Annotated in this window: 17 protein-coding genes; 8 read left to right on the top strand and 9 right to left on the bottom strand. The window is 69.5% G+C overall.

Features of this window, described 5'->3' with window-relative positions:
- Nucleotides 1-15: 15 nt before the first annotated feature.
- From ligD to otsB, 3 genes are read right to left on the bottom strand one after another with little or no spacing between them, the layout of a single operon-like run.
- Nucleotides 16-2,742 carry a DNA ligase D gene (ligD, locus tag Q7S93_RS10365; RefSeq protein WP_304713815.1) on the bottom strand — a complete coding sequence of 909 codons (2,727 nt, stop codon included), beginning with the start codon at nucleotides 2,740-2,742 and terminating at the stop codon, nucleotides 16-18.
- A gap of 30 nt (nucleotides 2,743-2,772) precedes the next feature.
- Entirely contained in the window at nucleotides 2,773-4,179 is a 1,407-nt protein-coding gene (gene otsA / locus Q7S93_RS10370; RefSeq protein WP_304713816.1) for an alpha,alpha-trehalose-phosphate synthase (UDP-forming), read from the bottom strand.
- Entirely contained in the window at nucleotides 4,176-4,925 is a 750-nt protein-coding gene (gene otsB, locus Q7S93_RS10375; RefSeq protein ID WP_304713817.1) for a trehalose-phosphatase, read from the bottom strand. The genes otsA and otsB overlap by 4 nt, the downstream gene beginning before the upstream one ends.
- A gap of 180 nt (nucleotides 4,926-5,105) precedes the next feature.
- Between otsB and zwf the strand changes: the two genes are divergently transcribed.
- On the top strand, nucleotides 5,106-6,575 hold the full coding sequence (gene zwf / locus Q7S93_RS10380; protein WP_304713818.1) for a glucose-6-phosphate dehydrogenase: 1,470 nt from the start codon (nucleotides 5,106-5,108) through the stop codon (nucleotides 6,573-6,575).
- 7 nt (nucleotides 6,576-6,582) lie between these two features.
- Here zwf and dut read toward each other — a convergent pair whose 3' ends face one another.
- Nucleotides 6,583-7,038: a dUTP diphosphatase gene (dut, locus tag Q7S93_RS10385; protein ID WP_304713819.1), complete on the bottom strand. Its 456-nt coding sequence runs from the start codon at nucleotides 7,036-7,038 to the stop codon at nucleotides 6,583-6,585.
- Complete coding sequence (gene coaBC, locus Q7S93_RS10390) at nucleotides 7,035-8,246, bottom strand: bifunctional phosphopantothenoylcysteine decarboxylase/phosphopantothenate--cysteine ligase CoaBC (RefSeq protein WP_304713820.1); 1,212 nt, start codon at nucleotides 8,244-8,246, stop codon at nucleotides 7,035-7,037. Before coaBC ends, dut begins: the two co-directional genes overlap by 4 nt.
- A gap of 129 nt (nucleotides 8,247-8,375) precedes the next feature.
- On the opposite strand from coaBC, the gene Q7S93_RS10395 reads away from it, so the two are divergent.
- Nucleotides 8,376-8,873 (top strand): hypothetical protein, encoded by a 498-nt coding sequence (locus Q7S93_RS10395; protein WP_304713831.1) that lies wholly within the window; start codon nucleotides 8,376-8,378, stop codon nucleotides 8,871-8,873.
- A 13-nt stretch (nucleotides 8,874-8,886) separates the two neighbouring features.
- Here Q7S93_RS10395 and ubiB read toward each other — a convergent pair whose 3' ends face one another.
- Together ubiB and Q7S93_RS10405 are read right to left on the bottom strand one after the other, a co-directional pair.
- A complete protein-coding gene (ubiB, locus tag Q7S93_RS10400) occupies nucleotides 8,887-10,389 on the bottom strand; it encodes a 2-polyprenylphenol 6-hydroxylase (RefSeq protein ID WP_304713821.1) in 1,503 nt (500 codons plus the stop codon).
- A gap of 1 nt (nucleotide 10,390) precedes the next feature.
- On the bottom strand, nucleotides 10,391-11,149 hold the full coding sequence (locus Q7S93_RS10405) for a class I SAM-dependent methyltransferase (RefSeq protein ID WP_304713822.1): 759 nt from the start codon (nucleotides 11,147-11,149) through the stop codon (nucleotides 10,391-10,393).
- Between the two features lie 99 nt (nucleotides 11,150-11,248).
- Here Q7S93_RS10405 and mutM point away from each other — a divergent pair, with 99 nt between their 5' ends.
- The 6 genes from mutM to dnaA all read left to right on the top strand — a co-directional run bounded on the left by mutM (nucleotide 11,249) and on the right by dnaA (nucleotide 16,669).
- Nucleotides 11,249-12,115 (top strand): bifunctional DNA-formamidopyrimidine glycosylase/DNA-(apurinic or apyrimidinic site) lyase, encoded by an 867-nt coding sequence (gene mutM / locus Q7S93_RS10410; RefSeq protein ID WP_304713823.1) that lies wholly within the window; start codon nucleotides 11,249-11,251, stop codon nucleotides 12,113-12,115.
- Nucleotides 12,116-12,119: 4 nt separating this feature from the next.
- Complete coding sequence (locus tag Q7S93_RS10415) at nucleotides 12,120-12,992, top strand: TraB/GumN family protein (RefSeq protein WP_304713824.1); 873 nt, start codon at nucleotides 12,120-12,122, stop codon at nucleotides 12,990-12,992.
- Between the two features lie 32 nt (nucleotides 12,993-13,024).
- A complete protein-coding gene (locus Q7S93_RS10420; RefSeq protein ID WP_304713825.1) occupies nucleotides 13,025-13,810 on the top strand; it encodes an enoyl-CoA hydratase in 786 nt (261 codons plus the stop codon).
- A gap of 3 nt (nucleotides 13,811-13,813) precedes the next feature.
- Nucleotides 13,814-14,407, top strand: a complete 594-nt coding sequence (locus Q7S93_RS10425) for a DUF459 domain-containing protein (RefSeq protein ID WP_304713826.1) — start codon at nucleotides 13,814-13,816, stop codon at nucleotides 14,405-14,407.
- Nucleotides 14,408-14,513: 106 nt separating this feature from the next.
- Nucleotides 14,514-14,783: a 30S ribosomal protein S20 gene (rpsT, locus tag Q7S93_RS10430; protein WP_304713827.1), complete on the top strand. Its 270-nt coding sequence runs from the start codon at nucleotides 14,514-14,516 to the stop codon at nucleotides 14,781-14,783.
- A gap of 419 nt (nucleotides 14,784-15,202) precedes the next feature.
- Nucleotides 15,203-16,669, top strand: a complete 1,467-nt coding sequence (gene dnaA / locus Q7S93_RS10435) for a chromosomal replication initiator protein DnaA (RefSeq protein ID WP_304713828.1) — start codon at nucleotides 15,203-15,205, stop codon at nucleotides 16,667-16,669.
- 218 nt (nucleotides 16,670-16,887) lie between these two features.
- Here dnaA and Q7S93_RS10440 read toward each other — a convergent pair whose 3' ends face one another.
- Nucleotides 16,888-17,418 (bottom strand): DUF2087 domain-containing protein, encoded by a 531-nt coding sequence (locus Q7S93_RS10440; RefSeq protein ID WP_304713829.1) that lies wholly within the window; start codon nucleotides 17,416-17,418, stop codon nucleotides 16,888-16,890.
- A 271-nt stretch (nucleotides 17,419-17,689) separates the two neighbouring features.
- Nucleotides 17,690-19,691 (bottom strand): polyribonucleotide nucleotidyltransferase (gene pnp / locus Q7S93_RS10445; protein ID WP_304713830.1); only part of this gene is annotated, 2,002 nt, incomplete at its 5' end.

The following is a 19,691-nucleotide window of genomic DNA, read 5'->3' on the forward strand; positions in this document are numbered from 1 at the left end:
GGACGCTGGGGAAGCCTAGACCTTTCCGAGCTTACGGATGGCCGGCGCCAGGGGCTTTTCGCCCTGGCCATATTCCGCCCAGGCCTCGGTCTTTTTCAACAGGTCGGGCACGGTGCGCAGGGTGTAGCGCATGGGGTCGAGCCCCTTGCGCACCTGACCCCAGGTGAGCGGCATGGAGACCCCGGCGCCTTCGCGGGCCCGGGGGGACAGGGGCGCCACCGCCGTGGCCAGTCGCGAGTTGCGCAGGTAGTCGACGAAGATCTTTCCCTCACGCTTGGCCTTGGACATCACCGCCACATAGCGGTCAGGCTCGTCGGCGGCCATCTGGCGGGCCACGTCATGGGCGAAGGCCTTGGCCGTGTCCCAATCCAGCCCCCGAGCCTTGGCCAGCGGCGTGACCACATGCAGGCCTTTGCCGCCGGTGGTCTTGCAGAAGGCGACGAGACCCAGCGCCTCCAGCCGGTCCTTTACGTCGCGAGCGGCGGCGACCACGTCGTCGAAGTCGAGGCCGGGGCCGGGATCCAGGTCGAAGACCAGCCGCCCCGGGGTCTCCGGATCGCCCTCGCGGCAGTTCCAGGGGTGCAGCTCGATGGCCCCCATCTGGGCCAGCGCCGCCAGGGCCTCGACGCGGTCGATCTGCAGATAGGGCTGCTTGTCGCCGGCCACCGCCACCTGCTCGATCAGGTGCGAGGCGCCCTTGCCCGCATGCCGCTGGAAGAAGCTCTGGCCGCCGATCCCGTCGGGGGTGCGGATCACCGAACAGGGCCGGCCGCGGATATGGTCGATCATCCAGGGGCCGACGGCCTCGAAATAGCGGGCCAGATCGGCCTTGGTCAGGGGCGCGTCGGTGTCGGCCGAGCGCGGCCAGAGCGCCTTGTCGGGGCTGGAGATCGTCACCCCCATGACCACGACCGCGCCGGCGGGCCGCCCCTTGCCGCCAGGCTTGGCCCCCGAAGACTTGGCCCCCGAAGACTTGGCTCCCGAAGACTTGGCTCCCGAAGGCTGGGGCTGGGCGAGCTCGACCTCTTCTACCGGGGCGGGCCTTTCGACCTCCACCTCTTCGGCGGGCTTGTCGGCGCGCAGGCCCTTGAACGCGCCCTGGCGCACCATGCCCTCGCCGGTCCAGCCGGCGAACTCGATCTCGGCCACCAGGTCCGGGCGCGCCCAGTTGATGTCGCCGGACTTTCGCGGCGCCCCGGGGCCGCTGAACGGGCTCTTGTCGGCGGCGTGGGCCTCCAGCTGCGGCAGGATCCGGTCGACCACGGCCCGCCCGAAGCCGGTGCCCACCCGGCCCACATAGATCAGGTGGTCGCCCCGGTGGACGCCCACCAGCAGGGAGCGGAGCTGGCCCTTAACGCCAGTCCAGCCGCCGATCACCACCTCGTGCCCGGCCCGGCATTTCGACTTGGCCCAGTCCTGGCTGCGCCCCGAGCGATAGGGGCCGTCCATGCGCTTGGAGATCACCCCTTCCAGGGACAGCCGGCAGGCCGACTGCAGGACCGCGTCGCCGGCGGTTTCGAAGTGCTCCACATAGCGGATCTGCCCGGCCAGGGGCTTGGCGCGGCGCTCCAGCACCGCCTTGAGCCTGTCCTTCCGGTCCCGCAGGGGCAGGGGACGCAGGTCCTCGCCCTCCAGGAACAGGGCGTCGAAGGCGAAGAAGATCAGGTCGTCGCTGTCGCCCTCGGACAGGGCGGCCTGCAGGGCGGGGAAGTCCGGGGCGCCGTTGTCGTCCAGGGCCACGGCCTCGCCGTCATAGAGGCCGTCCGGCAAGGCGGCGGCGTGGTCGGCGATGGCGGCGAACTTTTCGGTCCAGTCCAGGCCCTTGCGGGTCTTCAGGGTCGCCTTGCCGTCCTTGACCCGCAGCTGCAGGCGATAGCCGTCGAACTTGATCTCGTGGGCCCAGCCGGTCCCCTGCGGGGGTCGGTCCACCGACTTGCAAAGCTGAGGTTCAATGAAGCCGGGCAGGGCCGAAGCGGCCTTGGCGTCAGCGGACTTTACGGTTCTCGCCTTGGGCGCAGCCTTGGGGGCTGGCCTTGGCTTGGCGCTCGCCACAGCCTTGGCCGGCTTGGCGGGTTCGCCCTTGGGCCGGCTCTCCCAGACGTCGTCAGCCGGCGCGGGCGACTTGGCCTTGCCGCGCATGAAGGGCTTGGGCCCCTTTCCGGTCCCCGCGGCGATGGCGTCCATGGCCCGACCCGAGGCGACTGAGGTGGCGTTCGTCTCCAACAGATCGTCGCCTTCGACGGCGGCCTCGTCGCGATGCTTGATCAGCAGCCAGTTCTCCCGCTTGCCGCCGGTGCGGTCGCGCTTCATCCGCACCAGCACCCAGCCGCCATGCAGGCGCTCGCCCTCGAGCACGAATTTCAGCTCGCCCTTCTTCAGGGCCTCTTCCGGATCGAAGCCCGGCTCCGGCGCCCAATAGCCCCGGTCCCACAGCATGACCGAACCGCCGCCATATTCGCCCTTGGGGATGGCGCCTTCGAAATCCCCATAGCCCAGGGGGTGGTCCTCGGTGGCCACGGCCAGGCGCTTGTCGGCGGGATCGCGGGAGGGACCGCGGGTTACCGCCCAGGACTTGAACACCCCATCCAGCTCCAGCCGGAAGTCGTAGTGCAGGCGGGTCGCCGCATGCTTCTGGATGACGAAGCGCAGGCGCTTGGAGGGTGTGACCCCATCGGCGCCGGAGGGCTCCTGCGTCTTGGCGAAGTCGCGCATCTCCCGGTAGCGCGCCAGTTTCTCCGCCATGACTCAGTCCTTTCGTCAGCGGGCCTCTCGTCAGCTGGCCAGGGCGGACGCCTCGTGGAACCGATCGTCGCCGGCCAGGGCGCCGACAAAGGCGTCGCGCCAGGCGCCCACATCCTCGCCCTGAACATTGCTGAACAAAGCGCGCCAGCGCTCGATTCGCTCCGCGAGGGGCATGGTGAGCGCCCGCTTGAGCGCCTCGGAAATCTCTTCGGGGCTGTTAGGATTGACGATCAGGGCGGCGGGCAGCTGGTTGGCCGATCCGGCGAAGCGCGAGAGGATCAGGACGCCGGGGTCCTTGGGGTCCTGGGCCGCCACATATTCCTTGGCCACCAGGTTCATGCCGTCCCGCAGGGGCGTCACCAGGCCGACCTTGGCGGCCCTGTAGAGCCCGGCCAGTTCGTCCCGGCGATAGTTGCGATTGACGCAGCGCAAGGGATTCCAGTCCAGGTCGGCGTGCTCGCCATTGATGCGGCCCGACAGGGCGTCCAGCCGCCCGCGGATCTCCTGATAGGAGCTGACCGATTCCCGGCTGACGGGCGCCACCTGGACCATCAGCACCTGTCGGCGCAGGTCCGGATTGTCGGCCAGGAACCGCTCGAAGCCGAGGAACCGTTCCTCCAGGCCCTTGGAATAGTCCAGCCGGTCGACGCCGATGATCAGCTTGCGAAACACCGTATGGGCGGCCATCCGGTCGTAGGTCTTGGCCGCGCGTTCAGACGCGACCATCTCGGCGAAGTCCTGGGCGTCGACCCCGATGGGGAAGGCGCCGGTCTGGACGGTGCGGCCAAAGGCCTTCACCCGATCCTCGGCCAGAATCTCGCCGCCGGCCTCAGCCGCCACATATTCCTGGAAGGCGGTGACATATTCCGGCGTCTGGAAGCCCACTAGGTCATAGTCGAACAGGGCCTCCACCAGGGCCTTGTGGCTGGGCAGGGTGACCATCAGCTGGTGGGCCGGCCAGGGGATGTGCAGGAAGAAGCCGATCCGGTTCTTGACGCCTAAGCGCCGCAGCTCCCGGGCCATGGGGATCAGGTGATAGTCGTGGACCCAGATGAGGTCGTCGGGCTCGATCAGCGGCCGCAGGGTCTCGGCGAACCGGCGGTTCACCCGCTGATAGCCCTCGTCGAAGGTGCGGTCATAGGCCGTCAGATCGACCCGGTAATGGAACAGGGGCCACAGGGTCTTGTTGGCGTAGCCGTTGTAATATTCGTCATAGTCGCTCTGCTCGAGGTCGACCGTGGCGACGGTGACGCCTTCGACCCGGCGCATGGCGAGCTGGCCGGTGAACATGGGCGTGGTCCGTCCGCTCCAGCCAAACCAGATCCCGGAATATTCGCGCAGCGCCGCGGCCAGGGCCATGGCCAGGCCGCCGACACTTTCCTCGCCCTTGCCGCCGGGGGGATTCACCCGGTTGGACACGACGATCAGACGACTCATAGGGCGGCCTCCAGCCAGTTCAGCACAGCGTTCACATCTTCCAACCGATGGGTGGCCGCACTGTTCCGAACTTGTCCGACAAGCACGCCGGCGCCCCCCAGCCGGCGGGCGGCGGCGAAGGCCGGTTCGTCGGTCTGGTCGTCGCCGACAAACACCGGGATCGCCCCGCGAAAGGGCGCCGCGTCCATGAAGCTGGCCAGGGAGTCGCCCTTGTCCGGGCCGGGGGTGCGCAGCTCGACCACCATGTGCCCGGGCTGCATCTTCAAGCCCGTGCGCTCGGCCCAGTCCCGGGCCAGGGCGCGGGCGGCGGCTTCCTGGTCAGGCGCCTGGCGGTAGTGAAGGGCGACGCTGAGGCCCTTGGCTTCCACCAGCAGGCCGGGCGCTGCAGCCGCCAGGCCATCAAAGGCGGCGGCCACCTCCGGAAGATCGGGATGGGGGTCGGGGGGGCTGTGGGTCCCATCGGGCTCGCGGCGGTCGAGGCCATGGACGGCGGCCACCGGGCGCACGGCGCCGTCGAGAATGTGATCGATCTCGGCCAGGGTGCGGCCGGAAAGTATGGCCACCCGACCGTCCATGCGGCGGACCAGCTCTTCCAGGATGGCGGTGCGGCGGGGCTCTGGCCCCACGTCCTGGGGCCGCGCTACAAGGGGCGCCAGCGTGCCGTCCAGGTCGAGAAACAGGGCCGAGCCGGTCAGGTCCAGGGCCGGCGGCGCCAGATCTGCGGGTGTCTGTTCGATAATCGTCATGCTGTGAAATCCGCCCCCTTGGGCGCAGAACGCCCCCGGGCGATGTTGGCTCCTTCTTCAGACGCCTTGGCGGTTTATTGCGAACCGGGCCATGGCCTTGACGTTGCCTCAACGGAGTTAAGGCTAACTCGTCTCGAGCTCCACCACACCCGACCATTTTCAACCCAGGAAGGTGATTCCATGGCCAAGGCGCCTGAAGCCGATGCGATCGTCCTGTTCGGAGGCGCCGGGGATCTCGCCCTGCGGATGCTGTTCCCGTCCCTCTATTTCCTGGACGCCGACGGCTTCCTGCCCGAGGGGTTCAGGATCGTCGCCGCAGCCCGAGCCGAGATCGCGCCCGAGGCCTTCCAGGCCATGGTGCGTGAGGCCGTGACCGAGCGCGCCAGTCCCCAGGCCCTGGACGACGAAGTCTGGGACCGCTTCGTCACGCGGCTGGACTACAAGGCGGTGGACGCCACCAAGGCCGATCGGCTGTCCGTCATCACCGAGGCCCTGGGCGAGGCCAAGGCGCCGATCTTCTACCTGGCCCTCTCGCCGAGCCTCTATGTGGGGGTCTGCGAGGCCCTGGCCGGCGCCGGCCTGATCACGCCGCAGAGCCGCATCGTGCTGGAAAAGCCCATCGGCCATGACCTGGAAAGCTCGCGGGGCATCAACGCCGCCCTGGCGCAGGTGTTCGAGGAGGAGCAGGTCTTCCGCATCGACCACTATCTGGGCAAGGAGACGGTGCAGAACCTGATCGCCCTGCGGTTCGCCAACACCCTGTTCGAGCCCCTGTGGAACAATCTGACCATCGACCACGTGCAGATCACCGTGGCCGAGACCGAAGGGGTGGGGGACCGCTGGCCCTATTATGACGAGCATGGCGCCCTGCGCGACATGATCCAGAACCATGTGCTGCAGCTGCTCTGCCTGGTGGCCATGGAGCCGCCCTCGGACATGGAGGCTGAATCCCTGCGCAACGAGAAGGTCAAGGTGCTGCGCTCCCTGCGTCCCTTCACCCGCCAGGACGTGGCCCAGACCAGCGTGCGCGGCCAGTACGTCGCCGGGGTCGCCCAGGGCCAGTCGGCCGCCGCCTATGAGGAGGAGCGCGGCCAGGAGAGCGCGACGGAGACCTTCGTCGCCCTGCGGGTGGATATCGACAACTGGCGCTGGGCCGGCGTGCCCTTCTTCCTGCGCACCGGCAAGCGCCTGCCCGAACGGCGGACCCAGATCGCCATCCAGTTCAAGGGCGTGCCCCACTCCATCTTCGGCGGCCAGGCCGAGGGCGACCTGGTGGCCAACCGGCTGGTGATCGACCTGCAGCCGGACGAGGACATCGAACTCCTGTTGATGAACAAGGCGCCGGGGATCTCGCAGGGGGGCATGCGGCTGCAGTCCCTGCCCCTGTCGCTCTCCCTGCTGGGGGCCTATTCGGGGCCGAACGCGCGGCGGCGGATCGCCTATGAGCGGCTAATCCTCGACGTGATCCTGGGCAACAGCGCGCTCTTCGTCCGCCGCGACGAGGTGGAGCAGGCCTGGCGCTGGGTGGACGGGGTGGCCGAGGCCTGGGCCGAAGCCGGCATGGGGCCCAAGCCCTATGCGGCCGGAAGCTGGGGGCCGGCCGGGGCCTTCGCCCTGATCGAGCGGGGCGGCCGAGCCTGGTACGACTAAGGGCTGGTCAGCTGGCGCCGGTGGAGCCGAAGCCGCCGGCGCCGCGGGCGGTTTCGTCCAGGCCGCCCACCTCTTCCCAGGCGGCCTGGATCACCGGGGCGATCACCAGCTGGGCGATGCGGTCGCCGCGGCGGATGGTGAAGTCCTCTTCCCCCAGATTGACCAGGATGACCTTCATCTCGCCGCGATAGTCGGCGTCCACCGTGCCCGGCGAATTCAGGCAGGTGATGCCGGACTTGGCGGCCAGGCCTGAGCGCGGGCGCACCTGGCCCTCGAAGCCCGGCGGCAGGGCCATGGCCAGGCCCGTGGGGACCATGGCCCGCTCCATGGGCCGCAGGACGAGGGGCGCGTCCTCGGCTACGGCGGCCCTCAGGTCCATGCCGGCGGCCAGCGCGGTCTCATAGGCCGGCAGGGGCAGGTCGGCGTTATGGGGCAGGCGGGTGATCTTGATCGTCGGGGTCATGCCAGGGCCTTCGCCATGCGTTCGGCGAGCTTGGTCGCCACGTCGGATTTCGCGGTCTTGTCCCAGCGCTCGACGCCTGTGGCGCTGACGATGGAGACGGTGTTGTCGTCGCCGCCCATGACGCCCGCGACGCTGACATCATTGGCCACGATCCAGTCGCAGCCCTTCCGGGCGAGCTTGGCCTGGGCGTAGGCCTCGACATCATTGGTCTCGGCGGCGAAGCCGACCACCAGCCGGGGCCGCGCAGGACCCTGCGCCGACAGGGTCGCCAGGATGTCGGGGTTTTCCACCAGCTTAAGGGCGGGCGGGGCATCGCCGGTCTTCTTGATCTTCACCGCCCCCTCGTCGGCCGGGCGCCAGTCGGCGACGGCGGCGACGCAGACGGCCAGATCGGCGGGCAGGGCGGCCTGGCAGGCGGCCAGCATCTGGCGGGCCGTCTCCACCTCCACCCGGGTGACGCCGGGCGGCGCGGCCAGGGCCGTGGGGCCGGACACCAGGGTGACCTCGCAGCCCAGGGCGGCCAGGGCCTCTGCGATCGCATAGCCCTGCTTGCCGCTGGAGCGGTTGGTCAGATAGCGCACCGGGTCGATGGGCTCGGCGGTGGGGCCGGCGGTGACGATGGCCCGGCGGCCGGCCAGGGGACCTTTCCCGGCGGTGGGGGCGGCCTCGCCGGCCAACATCCCCATGATCGCTTCGAAGATGGCGGCGGGCTCGGCCATGCGGCCGGGGCCGTATTCGCCACACGCCATGGCGCCCTCGTCGGGGCCGACAAAGGCGACGCCGTCAGCCTTGAGGGTCGCCAGGTTCCGCTGGGTGGCGGGGTGCTCCCACATGCGCACATTCATGGCCGGGGCCATCAGCACCGGCTTGTCGGTGGCCAGCAGGGTGGTGGAGGCCAGATCGCCGGCCAGCCCATGGGCGGCCTTGGCCATCAGGTCTGCGGTGGCCGGGACCACCACCACCAGGTCGGCCGAGCGGGACAGCTGGATATGGCCCATCTCGGCCTCGTCGGTCAGCGAGAAGAGTTCGGAATAGACCTTGTCCTCGGCCAGGGCCGCCAGGGACAGGGGCGTGACGAACTGGGCGCCGGCGCCGGTGAGGATCGGCCGCACGCCGACGCCCGCCTTGCGCAGCAGCCGCGTCAGCTCCAGGGCCTTATAGGCGGCCACGCCGCCGCCCACGATCAGGAGAACTCGCTTATCCGCCAAGGCCCGATGTCCCTTCCGTCAACGCCGCAAGGCTATAGCCGCATATAGGCGCTGGACAAACCGCCGCATCTGTTCTTTGTTCGTTCCGATACAGCTTGGGGCTGATATCTGGGGAGACACACGGTGGTGATGCGGTCAGCTTGGGCGCTCGCGGCGGGCGCCAGCCTTTTCATTCTCGTCGCCTGCGACAATGGACCTTCGGCGGTGACGCCGGCGCCCAGCGCGGGCGAGGCGGCCCAGGACGCGTCGGCCACCACGCCGGCGGCGTCCAGCAGTACGGCCCGCGCGCCGATCCCCAAGGTCGATGGCCGGCCCCTGTGGTCGGAGACCCAGCGCTATTCGGCCCAGGAGAACGCCGAGCGCGCCTATGCCCGCAATGGCGAGGCCTTCGGAGCGACGGACCTGGACGACTTCGTCCGCAAGGCCCACGCCTTCGTCAATGACCCGCCGGCCAGCGCGGAGACGCTCAAGCGGGGCAATGGCGACACCCTGATCTATGATCGCGAGGCCAACATCTTCGCCGTCGCCACGGCGGCTGGCGCGCCGCGGACCATGTTCAAGCCCGACAACGGGGCGGCCTATTGGGAAGAACAGAAGGTCCGGGAAGCCGAGCGCGGCGACGACTGAGGCCGATCAGCCCTCAGGCGAGGGCGCCCAGCAGGAAGGCGCCGCCGGTGGTCAGGGCGCCGAGGAAGAACCATAGCCAGCCGGAGTCCCGCTCTGGGGTCGTGACCACCGCCACCGTCGGTTCGGGCGCCTGCAGCCGGCGCTTGAGGCCCTGCAGGATGTCCAGGCTCTCCTGGGCCAGGCGTTTGGCCTGGGCGGGCGGGGCGAGCTCCCGGGCGATCCATCGACGCACCACGGGATCGGCGGCGGCCCAGATGTCGTGGTCGGGATCGATGCGGCGGGCCACCCCCTCCACCGTCATCATGGTCTTCTGCAGCAGCACCAGTTCGGGGCGCAGGTGCATGTCGAACAGGGCGGTGATCTCGAACAGCTGGATCAGCACCCGGCTCATGGAGACCTGACTGGCGGCCCGGCCGAACACCGGCTCCCCCACCGCCCGCAGGGCCTGGGCGAAGGCCGCCCGGTCATGGTGGGCGGGCACATAGCCGGCGCGGAAATGCACCTCGGCCACCCGGGGATAGTCCCTATCCAGGAAGCCCCAGAGGATCTCGGCCAGATAGCGCCGCTCGTCGGGGCCGAGGCGTCCGACGATGCCATAGTCCACCGCGGTGATCTTGGCCGGCGCCTCGACGAACAGGTTTCCCTCATGCAGGTCGGCGTGGAAGACCCCATGGTCCAGGGCCTGGGAGAGGAAGGCCCGCAACAGGTTGGAGGCGAGCGTGGGGCGGTCCAGGCCCGGCAGCTCCAGGGCGGCGGGATCGGACAGGGGCGCGCCGGGCGCCCATTCCAGGGTCAGGACCTGCTTGCCGACGCCCTCCCAGATGACGGCCGGGGCGGCCATGTAGCCATCCCGGGCCATCACCTCGCCCAGCTCGTCGCAGCCGGCCGCCTCCAGGCGAAGATCAAGCTCAAGCTCGGTGGCGCGGATCACCGTCTGGGCGAAGGCCAGGGGCTCCAGACGGCGGGCGGCGGGGACATAGCGAGCCACCAGCTGGGCGGCCTGGGCGAGCGCCGCGGAATCCTGGGCGACCCGGACGCCGATATTGGGCCGCAGCACCTTGACCGCCACCCGGCGGCCGTCGCGCAGGCGCGCATCATGGGCCTGGGCCAGGGAGGCGGCGGCGACCGCCTCGCCGAATTCGGAAAACTGGGTCTCGATCGGCGCGCCGAGGGCGGCCTCCACCTGGGCCCGGGCGATCTCGGCCGGGAAGGGCGGCAGCCGGTCCTTCAGCCGCGACAGGTCCTCGGCGAAGGGCGCGCCGAAGATGTCGGCCCGGGTGGAGAGAAGCTGGCCGAGCTTGATGGCCACGGGGCCGAGCTGGACGAGGGCGCGGGCCAGGCGCTCGCCCGGCCGCCCGTCGCGGGCCTGCTTGCCGGCCAACAGGCGAAGCGTGCGGCCCAGGTCGCGGATCGGGGGGGGATACTGGGCTTCCAGCTCGACCGGCAGAAGGGCGTCGTGCCGGGCCAGGGTCCAGGCGGCGGCCAAGAGCCGGCCATAGGCGGCGGGGCGCGCCATGTCAGATGGCCCAGCCCTGGTGCAGGGCCGCCACCCCGGCGGTGAAGTTGGTGTAGCTCACCCGGGAAAACCCAGCCTCGCGCATCATCTGGGCGAACCGTTCCTGGTCGGGGAAGCGGCGGATGCTCTCCACCAGGTACTGGTAGGACTCCCGATCCTTGGCCACCAGCTCGCCCACGGCGGGGATGACCTTGAAGGAATAGGCGTCATAGGCCTTCTGCAGGGGCTCGGTGACCGGCCGGGAGAACTCCAGGCACAGGAACCGGCCGCCGGGCTTCAGCACCCGCCGGGCTTCCCGCAGGGCCGCAGGAATGTCGGTGACATTGCGGATGCCGAACGAGATCACATAGGCGTCGGCGCAGGCGTCGGGCAGGGGCAGGGCTTGCGCGTCGCCGACATTCCAGCAGATCTCCGGCTCTGAGCCCTTTTCGCGGCCGGCCGTAATCATCTCGGCATTGTAGTCCATCAGCAGGATGGTGGCGTCGGGGCCGCCCCGGCGCTGCTGGGCCCGCCGGGCCATCTTCGCAAACCGCCGGGCCATGTCGCCGGTGCCCCCGGCGCAGTCGATGATGACCTCGCCGGGCTGCGGGTTCAGGCGGGCGGCGACGGCGTCCTTCCAGAGGCGATGGACGCCGCCGCTCATCAGGTCGTTCATCAGGTCGTAGCGGCGGGCGACGCGGTCGAAGACCCCGCGCACCAGGCGCGGCTTCTCGTCGGCCGCAACGTCGCGAAAGCCGAAGGTGGCGGCAGGTCCGGTCATGGCTCGCCTCATAGCCTCCTGCGCGGCCGCACGCCAGCGTCAGGCCGCGGGTTGCGGTTGAAGTTGATCCCGCGCCCGGCCTCTGCCAATCGAAGCGCCATGCCTGAACTTCCCGAGGTCGAGACCGTCCGCCGCGGCCTGGCGCCCGTCCTGGACGGCCAGCGCCTGACCCGCGTGGAGGCCAGGCGACCGGACCTGCGCTTTCCCTTCCCCGAGGACTTTGTCCAGCGGCTGGCCGGGGCGCGGATCGAGACCCTGTCCCGGCGGGCGAAATACGTCCTGGCCCCCACCGATCGCGGCGACACCCTGGTCATGCATCTGGGGATGAGCGGGCGCTTCGAGATCGCCCGGCCGGAGGGGACCGTGCGGCCGGGCCAGTTCGTCTACGCCGCCGATCCCGATCCCCGCCACGCCCATGTGGTCTTCGAGACCGAGGCCGGCGGCCGGGTCACCTATTACGACCCCCGGCGGTTCGGCTATATGGGCCTGATCTCCACCGAGACCCTGGCCGACCATCCCTGGTTCGCCGGCATGGGGCCAGAGCCCCTGTCGGACGCCTTCGACGTCGCCCATCTGGCCCGCGCCTTCGAAGGCCGCAAACAGGGGCCCAAGACCCTGTTGCTGGACCAGAGGATCGTGGCCGGCCTGGGCAACATCTATGTGTGCGAGGCCCTGCACATGGCCCGCATCTCGCCCTTCCGCCCCGCCGGCAAGATCAGCCGGGCCCGGCTCAAGGGCCTGGTCGAGGCCATCGGCCAGGTGCTGACCGCAGCCATCGCCGCCGGCGGCTCGACCTTGCGCGACTACGCCGCCGCCGACGGGGCCCTGGGCTATTTCCAGCACAGTTTCCGCGCCTATGGGCGGGAGGGCGCCCCCTGTCCCAACCCCGGATGCGCCGGGACCATCCTGCGCCAGGTCCAGGCCGGGCGGTCGACCTTCTACTGCCCCGTCTGCCAGAAAGGCTGAGCCGATGACCCGCCTGATAGGCCTGCTGGGCCTCCTGATCGCCCTGGCGGCCTGCGCGCCGCAGCCGGCCCGGGCCGAGCCCGCCCTCTGGATCGTCCGCGACGCCGATTCCGAAATGGTGCTGTTTGGCTCCATGCACCTCCTGCCGCCTGGCCTCCCATGGCGGCCCAAGGCCCTGGATGAGGCCCTGGCCCAGGCCGACGACCTCTGGTTCGAACTGCCGGTGGACCCGGAGACGGAGGCCGAGGCTGCGCGGCTCGCCCTGCGCTACGGCGCCCTGCCGCCGGGTCAGTCCCTCTATGCGCAGTTGCCGCCGGAGAGCCGGGAGCGCCTCACCCGCCTGGCGGCCCGCCACAGCCTGCCACCCAACCTGCTCGACCGGCTGAAGCCCTGGTTCGCCGAGGTGCTGCTGGCCTCGGCCGTCTTCGCCGCGGCCGGCGCCGATGTGGAGCAGGGGGTGGAGAAGCAGGTCAGCCTGACCGCGCGCCCTGAGCTGGATCGCCGGGCCCTGGAGAGCGCCGAGCAGCAGATCGCCCTGTTCGACGCCGTGCCCATGGACGAACAGTGGGCCAATCTGATCGACACCCTGGAGCAGCTGGAGGAGGACCCTGAAGGCTATGACCGGCTGATCGCCGCCTGGATGGCCGGCGATGTGGCGGCCCTTGAGGCTGAGGCCCTGGACCCCATGCGCGAGGCCGCGCCGGGTCTCTATCGCCGCATGGTCGTTGATCGCAACATCGCCTGGATCGAGCTGCTTGAGGCCCGTCTGCAGGGTTCCGGCCGCTCGGTGGTGGTGGTCGGCGCCGGCCACCTGCTGGGCGAGGACGGCCTGCCGGCGCGCCTGCGCGCCCTTGGCTACGAGGTCGAGGGGCCTTAAGCGGCAGGGACGTGTCTGAACAGGAGGCCGCCATGTCCGCGCCCAGCTACGAGACCCTGCTCATCGAGGCCCACGGCCCCGTCACCCTGATCCGCCTCAACCGGCCCGAGGCGCTGAACGCCCTCAACGGCCAACTGCTCGCCGACCTGGAGGCGGCCCTGGACGCCGCCGAGGCCGATGCGGAGGTCCGCTGCCTGGTGCTCACCGGTTCGGCCCGGGCCTTCGCCGCCGGCGCCGACATCAAGGAGATGGCCGACAAGTCCTATGCCGACATGTTCGTCGCCGACACCTTCGCCCGCAGCGCCCGGCGGATCGAGGCCTGCCGCAAGCCGATCATCGCCGCGGTCGCGGGCTTCGCCCTGGGGGGCGGCTGCGAGCTGGCCATGATGTGCGACTTCATCATCGCCGCCGACACCGCCAGGTTCGGCCAGCCGGAGATCAATCTGGGCGTCATGCCCGGCATCGGCGGCACCCAGCGCCTGACCCGCTATGTGGGCAAGTCCAAGGCCATGGACATGATCCTGACCGGCCGGATGATGGACGCCGTCGAGGCCGAGCGGGCGGGGCTGGTCTCGCGCATCGTCCCGGCCGAAGCCCTGGAGGCCGAGGCCCTGGCGGCGGCCGCCAAGATCGCTGGCCAGTCGCCGGTGGCGGTGATGATGAACAAGGAGCTGGTGGAGACCGCCTATGAGACCACCCTCAGCGCCGGCGTAGCGGTGGAGCGGCGGCTGTTCCATTCCCTGTTCGCCTTCGAGGACCAGAAGGAAGGGATGGCCGCCTTCGTCGAAAAGCGAAAACCCGACTTCAAAGGGCGCTGAACGGTGCGGATCCTCGCCTTCGGGGACTCCTTCGTGGCCGGCGCCGGCGACCCCGCCCACCAGGGCTGGCTGGGCCGCGCCCTGGCCGGCCGGCCCGAGGTCACCGCCTACAATCTCGGCGTCCGCGGCGACACCAGCGCCGATATCCTCCGCCGCTGGGCGGCGGAGGCCGAAGCCCGGCTGAGCGCCGCCGAGCCCTGCGGCCTGGTCTTCGCCTTCGGGCGCAATGACGCCCATGCGGTGGAGGGGCGACTCCGCCTGACCGCCGCCGAAAGCCTGAAGAACGCCCACCAGCTCTTGACCCAGGGCGTGGCCCGCGCGCCTGTGCTGATGGTCGGCCCGCCCCCGGCCGACGAGCCCGCCCTCGCCGCACGGCTGGAGGGCCTCAACGAGGCCTTCAAGGCCCTCTGCGGACGCCTGAGGGCGCCGTATATCGACGTCCTGCGCCCCTTGGCCGTCAGCGGAACCTGGCTGGCCGAGGCCCGGGCCGGCGACGGCGCCCATCCCGGCGCTGGGGGCTACCAGCAGATGGCCGAGCTGATCGCCGCCCACCCGGCCTGGCGCCGCTTCACCGGGGCCGACGGAATCGCGACATGAGGTCCAGGCGCCATTGACCGGCTCCCCGCCATCCCGTATATCCGCGCCTCCGATTTTCACCGCCCGGACCTGAGTTCGGGCGCGCTACTATTCGAGAGCTTTTAGCATGGCCAACACGCCCGGCGCCAAGAAGGCGATCCGCAAGATCGCCCGTCGCACCGAAGTCAACACCGCCCGCCGCTCGCGCGTCCGGACCTATCTCCGACGCTTCGAAGAGGCCATTGCGGCCGGCGACGCCGCGGTCGCCACCACCGCCTTTGTGGAGGCTCAATCGGAGGTGATGCGGGCCGTCACCAAGGGCGTGATCCACAAGAACACCGCCTCGCGGAAGGTCTCGCGCCTGGCCGCCCGACTCAAGAAGCTGGCTGTTGCCTAAAGCTTGACCTGCGCCGCCTTCGGGCGGCCTAGTCGCTTGAAATTCTTGGACAAATGACCAAGCCCGCGCGCCGTTTCGGTGTGCGGGCTTTGTCATGCCCGGAGCTGGGTCCTGCGACTCCTGCGACCAATGTTCTCAGTCGGCGGAGGGTCATTTCGAGAATTCCCTTGTGGCGTGAGGGCGCGCGCTTGAGTCAACGAAAATATCCGCGGACGCCGCGAAGAATCACCGTTGACCCCCCCCCGTCGCGGACTAGTCTCTGGGGCTTCAACACAGACGTATTTTCCATCTGAATTCGGATGAAAAAGCGGGGAGCGGGACTCTATGCGCCCTCCGATTAAGAGCCTGTGTTTGTTGAATAACGTGGCCGCGGCGTGGGGTTGCGACCAATGATGGCGGATGTTGGGGGTATTGGCGAAATGGCTTCTGGAGGATTGGCGGACAGGACGGCGGCGACGCCTGCGGGCGCGGTCTGGACCAAGACGTGCCTGACCCTGAAACGCGAGCTGGGCGACGCCACTTTCGGCTCGTGGCTCGGCCATGCGGCCCTGCGGGAGCGGTCGGATCATGAGGTCTGTCTGGTGGCCGCCACCGGCGTGGCCCGCGACTGGATCCGCCGCCACGCCTGGCGCCGCATCGGCGAGCTCTGGGCGCAGAACGACCCCGAGGGCCGCGCGCTGGATCTGAAATCCCGGATGGAGTTCGAGGCCGCCGGCGCGCCCGAGCCGGTGATCGCCGAGGTCACCCTGACCGCCGCCCCGGTGCTGACCATCCACCATGGCGCGGCGCCCGCCGCCGCCGCTGAGCCGGCGACCGCCCCCTCGGCGGGTTCGCGGGCCCCGCGCCCCGGCGCTGGCCTGCAGGAGCGCTTCACCTTCGACACCTTCGTGCCGGGCCCCGCCAACGAGTTCGCCTTCGCCGTCGCCCGGCGGGTGGGCTGCTGGGCCGACGGCCATTTCAATCCGGTGCTGTTCCACGGCCCCTACGGATTCGGGAAGACCCACCTGCTGAACGCGCTGGGCTGGGAAGCCCAGAAGAATTGCCCGGACAAGAAGGTGGTCTATCTGACCGCCGAACGGTTCACCCAGACCTTCGTCAAGGCGGTCCAGGATCGCCAGACCGCAGCCTTCAAGGACGAACTGCGCGACGCCGACCTGCTGCTGATCGACGACGTGCACTTCGTGGCCGGCAAGACCTCGACCCAGGAGGAGCTGTTCCACACCCTGATCGCCCTGGTTCAGGACGGCCGCCGGGTGGTGATGACCGCCGATCGCCCGCCGCACGAGCTGTCGGACCTGGAGCCGCGCCTGCGCTCACATCTGCAGGCGGGCCTGGTCTGCGGCATCGAGCCGGCCGATCGCGACCTGCGCCAGGGCATATTGGAGCGCAAGCTGGACATGCTGGCCCGCCAGGGGGGCTTCCCGGCCACCGTGAGGCCCGAGGTGCTCCAGTTCCTCGCCGACCGCTTCAGTGACAGCGTGCGGGAGCTGGAAGGGGCCCTGAACACCCTTGTGGCCCGTGTGGGGGCCGAGCTGACCCATCTGAGCCTGGACGAGGCCCAGAGCATCCTGCGGCCCCACCTGTCGGCCCCGGAGCGCAAGGTGACGGTGGACCACATCCAGAAGGCCGTGGCCGAGCACTATGGCCTGACCCAGGCCGACCTGCTGTCGGAGCGCCGCGCCCGGGCCGTGGCCCGTCCCCGCCAGGCGGCCATGTGGATCGCCAAGCAGATCACCACCCGCTCCCTGCCCGACATCGGCCGGCGGTTCGGCGGTCGCGACCACACCACCGTCCTGCACGCCGTGCGCCGCATCGAAGCCCTGAAGGCCGATGACCCGGTGCTGGCCCGCGACCTCGACCTCCTGCTGCGCAAGCTGCGCGGCTGATCCCCCAGCCGACCCCACGGTCCGCAAGCCTGAAGGCCCGCCTCCCCGGCGGGCCTTTCGCTTTTTCAGCAGGAGAGGCGGCTGAGGTCCATCTCCCGTCCCTCTCCGTCATGGTCGGACTAGATCCGACCATCCATGAACACCCAGGCGCCGCCCGGTGTGCATGGACCCTCGCGTCAAGCGCGAAGGTGACGGGCGGAGGAAGACGCCGACCGGCCCTAAGCCGCCGTCCGTCCCCGCAGCCGCCGGATCAGCGCCTGGGCGTCCGGCGGCGGCCGTTGCTCGACACGTCGATAGTCTCGGCAGTCCAGGGTGCGTGAGACCAGGCCGGCGCTGACCATGGCGCGGCGCAGGATGGCCGGATCCCCGAAGGCGTGCAGGGCGTTGAGCCGCCCGTTGAACACTGCTTCGCTGACGGCGTCCCCGGCTGGCAGGGCCGACCACAGGCCCCACAGGGCCAGGTCCTGGTGCGACGGCTTGGCCGACCACTGCAGCAGCCGTCCCTGGGGGTCGAACTGGCGGGCGACCCGCTCCACCCGCGCCAGGTCGGCGGCGGGCTCTGGCGGGGCTTCCTGGGGGCTGGAGCGAGCGCGATAGTGCTGGAAGTTCTTCGCCCCGGCCGCGCGGGCCAGGATGTTCAGCATCTCCACATGGCCGGGCGTTGGCCCCTGGCGCGCCAGCTGGTCGCGCAGGGACCTGGCCAGGGCCGAGATGTCGGGGGTCGCGTAGGGAATGGCGGTTCTGGGCATCACTCATCCTCGTGAAGCGCCGATCCCCTGATCAAGGGGCGTCGAGGTCACCGACTTTCGACCCGGCGCTTGATAGGACAAGCGGGGTGAGACATTCGAGGGCAGGTTTAGCTCCCCGATGTGCGGGGCGGTGACGCCTGGGTGAACTGCAGACCCTGGCGCGCTTCTACCAGCCCTTCAGCAGCAGGCAAGCTTGATCGCGGCCACGAAAAAGGGCGGCCGCATCGCTGCGGCCGCCCTCGTTCGTCGTCAGGATGGAGGAAGAGGCGGATTAGGCCTCGGCCTCGGCCCCTTCCTTCTGGGACAGGTCTTCGCCGGTCACCTGGTCGACGACCTTCATGGACAGGCGGGTCTTGCCGCGATCGTCGAAGCCCAGGAGCTTGACCTTCACTTCCTGGCCTTCGGTCAGGACGTCGGACACCTTGGCCACGCGCTCGTTGGAGATCTGGCTCACGTGGACCAGGCCGTCCTTGGCGCCGAAGAAGTTCACGAAGGCCCCGAAGTCGACCACCTTCACCACCTTGCCGGTGTAGATGGCGTTCAGCTCGGGCTCCGAGGCGATGGACTTGATCCAGTCGCGGGCCGCATCGATCTTGGACTGTTCCGAGGCGGCGATCTTGATCGTGCCGTCGTCGGAGATGTCCACCTTGGCGCCGGTTTCGGCGACGATCTCACGGATCACCTTGCCGCCCGAACCGATGACTTCGCGGATCTTGTCGACCGCGATCTTCATGGTTTCGATCTTGGGCGCGTATTCACCGAGCTCGGTGCGCGGCGCGTCCATGGCCTTGGTCATCTCATTCAGAATGTGCTGGCGGCCTTCCTTGGCCTGTTCCAGCGCCTTCTTCATGATCTCCTCGGTGATGCCGGCGATCTTGATGTCCATCTGCAGCGAGGTGATGCCATCAGCGGTGCCGGCGACCTTGAAGTCCATGTCGCCCAGGTGGTCTTCGTCGCCCAGGATGTCGGAGAGCACGGCGAAGCCGTCGGCCTCCAGGATCAGGCCCATGGCGATGCCGGAGACCGGCTTCTTCAGGGGCACGCCCGCATCCATCATGGCCAGCGAAGCGCCGCAGACCGTGGCCATGGAGGAGGAGCCGTTGGACTCCAGGATCTCCGAGACCAGGCGGATGGTGTAGGGGAAGTCCTCCGTCGCCGGCAGGACCGGACGGACGGCGCGCCAGGCGAGCTTGCCGTGGCCGATTTCACGACGGCCGGGCGAACCCATGCGGCCAGCTTCCCCGACGCTGAAGGGAGGGAAGTTGTAGTGGAGAAGGAACTTCTCCTTGTAGGTGCCTTCCAGGGCGTCGATGAACTGCTCGTCGTCGCCGGTGCCCAGGGTGGCGACCACCAGGGCCTGGGTTTCGCCGCGGGTGAACAGGGCCGAGCCGTGGGCCCGGGGCAGGATGCCCACTTCCGAGACGATGGGGCGGACCTTGTCGACGGTGCGGCCGTCGATGCGCAGGCCAGTGTCGAGGATGCCGCGGCGGACGACGTCAGCCTCGAGCTCCTTGAACACGCCGCCCAGCTTCTGGCTGTCGGCGCCGTCGGGATTGGCTTCGGACTTGGCCATCGAGGCCATGGCCTTTTGCTTGGCCTGGCTGAGGGCTTCCTGGCGGTCCTGCTTCTTGGTGACCTTGTAGGCCGCGGCGATATCGGCCCCGACCAGGGTCTTCATCTGGCCCTTCAGCGCGTCGGTGTCGTCGGCGGCGAAGTCGAAGGGCTCCTTGGCCGAATGCTCGGCCAGGTCGATGATCGCTTCGATCACCGGCTGGATGGACTTGTGGGCGAAGGAGACGCCGCCCAGGACCTGCTCTTCGGTCAGTTCCTGGATTTCGGATTCCACCATCATAACCGCATCGGCCGTACCGGCGACGACGAGGTCCATCTGGCTGGTTTTCAGCTCTTCCAGGGTCGGGTTGAGGACGTACTCACCCTCGATGAAGCCGACGCGGGCCGCGGCGATCGGGCCCATGAAGGGGGCGCCGGAGATCACCAGGGCGGCCGAGGCGGCGACCATGGCGACGATGTCGGGATCGTTCTCCAGGTCGTGGGCCAGGACGGTGCAGACCACCTGGACTTCGTTCTTGAAGCCCTTGACGAACAGGGGGCGGATCGGACGGTCGATCAGGCGGGAGACCAGGGTCTCCTTTTCCGAAGGCCGGCCTTCGCGCTTGAAGAAGCCGCCGGGGATCTTGCCCGCGGCGTAGGTCTTCTCCTGGTAGTTCACGGTCAGGGGGAAGAAGTCCTGGCCGGGCTTGGCGGACTTGGCG

It is taken from the genome of Phenylobacterium sp. (genome assembly GCF_030646615.1).
GTDB lineage: Bacteria > Pseudomonadota > Alphaproteobacteria > Caulobacterales > Caulobacteraceae > Phenylobacterium.

What these genes read in the sequence shown, in the direction of transcription:
- ligD (WP_304713815.1), bottom strand. Translation starts at nt 2,742, where the DNA reads ATGGCGGAGAAACTGGCGCGCTACCGGGAGATGCGCGACTTCGCCAAG.
- otsA (WP_304713816.1), bottom strand. Translation starts at nt 4,179, where the DNA reads ATGAGTCGTCTGATCGTCGTGTCCAACCGGGTGAATCCCCCCGGCGGC.
- otsB (WP_304713817.1), bottom strand. Translation starts at nt 4,925, where the DNA reads ATGACGATTATCGAACAGACACCCGCAGATCTGGCGCCGCCGGCCCTG.
- zwf (WP_304713818.1), top strand. Translation starts at nt 5,106, where the DNA reads ATGGCCAAGGCGCCTGAAGCCGATGCGATCGTCCTGTTCGGAGGCGCC.
- dut (WP_304713819.1), bottom strand. Translation starts at nt 7,038, where the DNA reads ATGACCCCGACGATCAAGATCACCCGCCTGCCCCATAACGCCGACCTG.
- Q7S93_RS10395 (WP_304713831.1), top strand. Translation starts at nt 8,376, where the DNA reads ATGCGGTCAGCTTGGGCGCTCGCGGCGGGCGCCAGCCTTTTCATTCTC.
- ubiB (WP_304713821.1), bottom strand. Translation starts at nt 10,389, where the DNA reads ATGGCGCGCCCCGCCGCCTATGGCCGGCTCTTGGCCGCCGCCTGGACC.
- Q7S93_RS10405 (WP_304713822.1), bottom strand. Translation starts at nt 11,149, where the DNA reads ATGACCGGACCTGCCGCCACCTTCGGCTTTCGCGACGTTGCGGCCGAC.
- mutM (WP_304713823.1), top strand. Translation starts at nt 11,249, where the DNA reads ATGCCTGAACTTCCCGAGGTCGAGACCGTCCGCCGCGGCCTGGCGCCC.
- Q7S93_RS10415 (WP_304713824.1), top strand. Translation starts at nt 12,120, where the DNA reads ATGACCCGCCTGATAGGCCTGCTGGGCCTCCTGATCGCCCTGGCGGCC.
- Q7S93_RS10420 (WP_304713825.1), top strand. Translation starts at nt 13,025, where the DNA reads ATGTCCGCGCCCAGCTACGAGACCCTGCTCATCGAGGCCCACGGCCCC.
- rpsT (WP_304713827.1), top strand. Translation starts at nt 14,514, where the DNA reads ATGGCCAACACGCCCGGCGCCAAGAAGGCGATCCGCAAGATCGCCCGT.
- dnaA (WP_304713828.1), top strand. Translation starts at nt 15,203, where the DNA reads ATGGCTTCTGGAGGATTGGCGGACAGGACGGCGGCGACGCCTGCGGGC.
- Q7S93_RS10440 (WP_304713829.1), bottom strand. Translation starts at nt 17,418, where the DNA reads ATGCCCAGAACCGCCATTCCCTACGCGACCCCCGACATCTCGGCCCTG.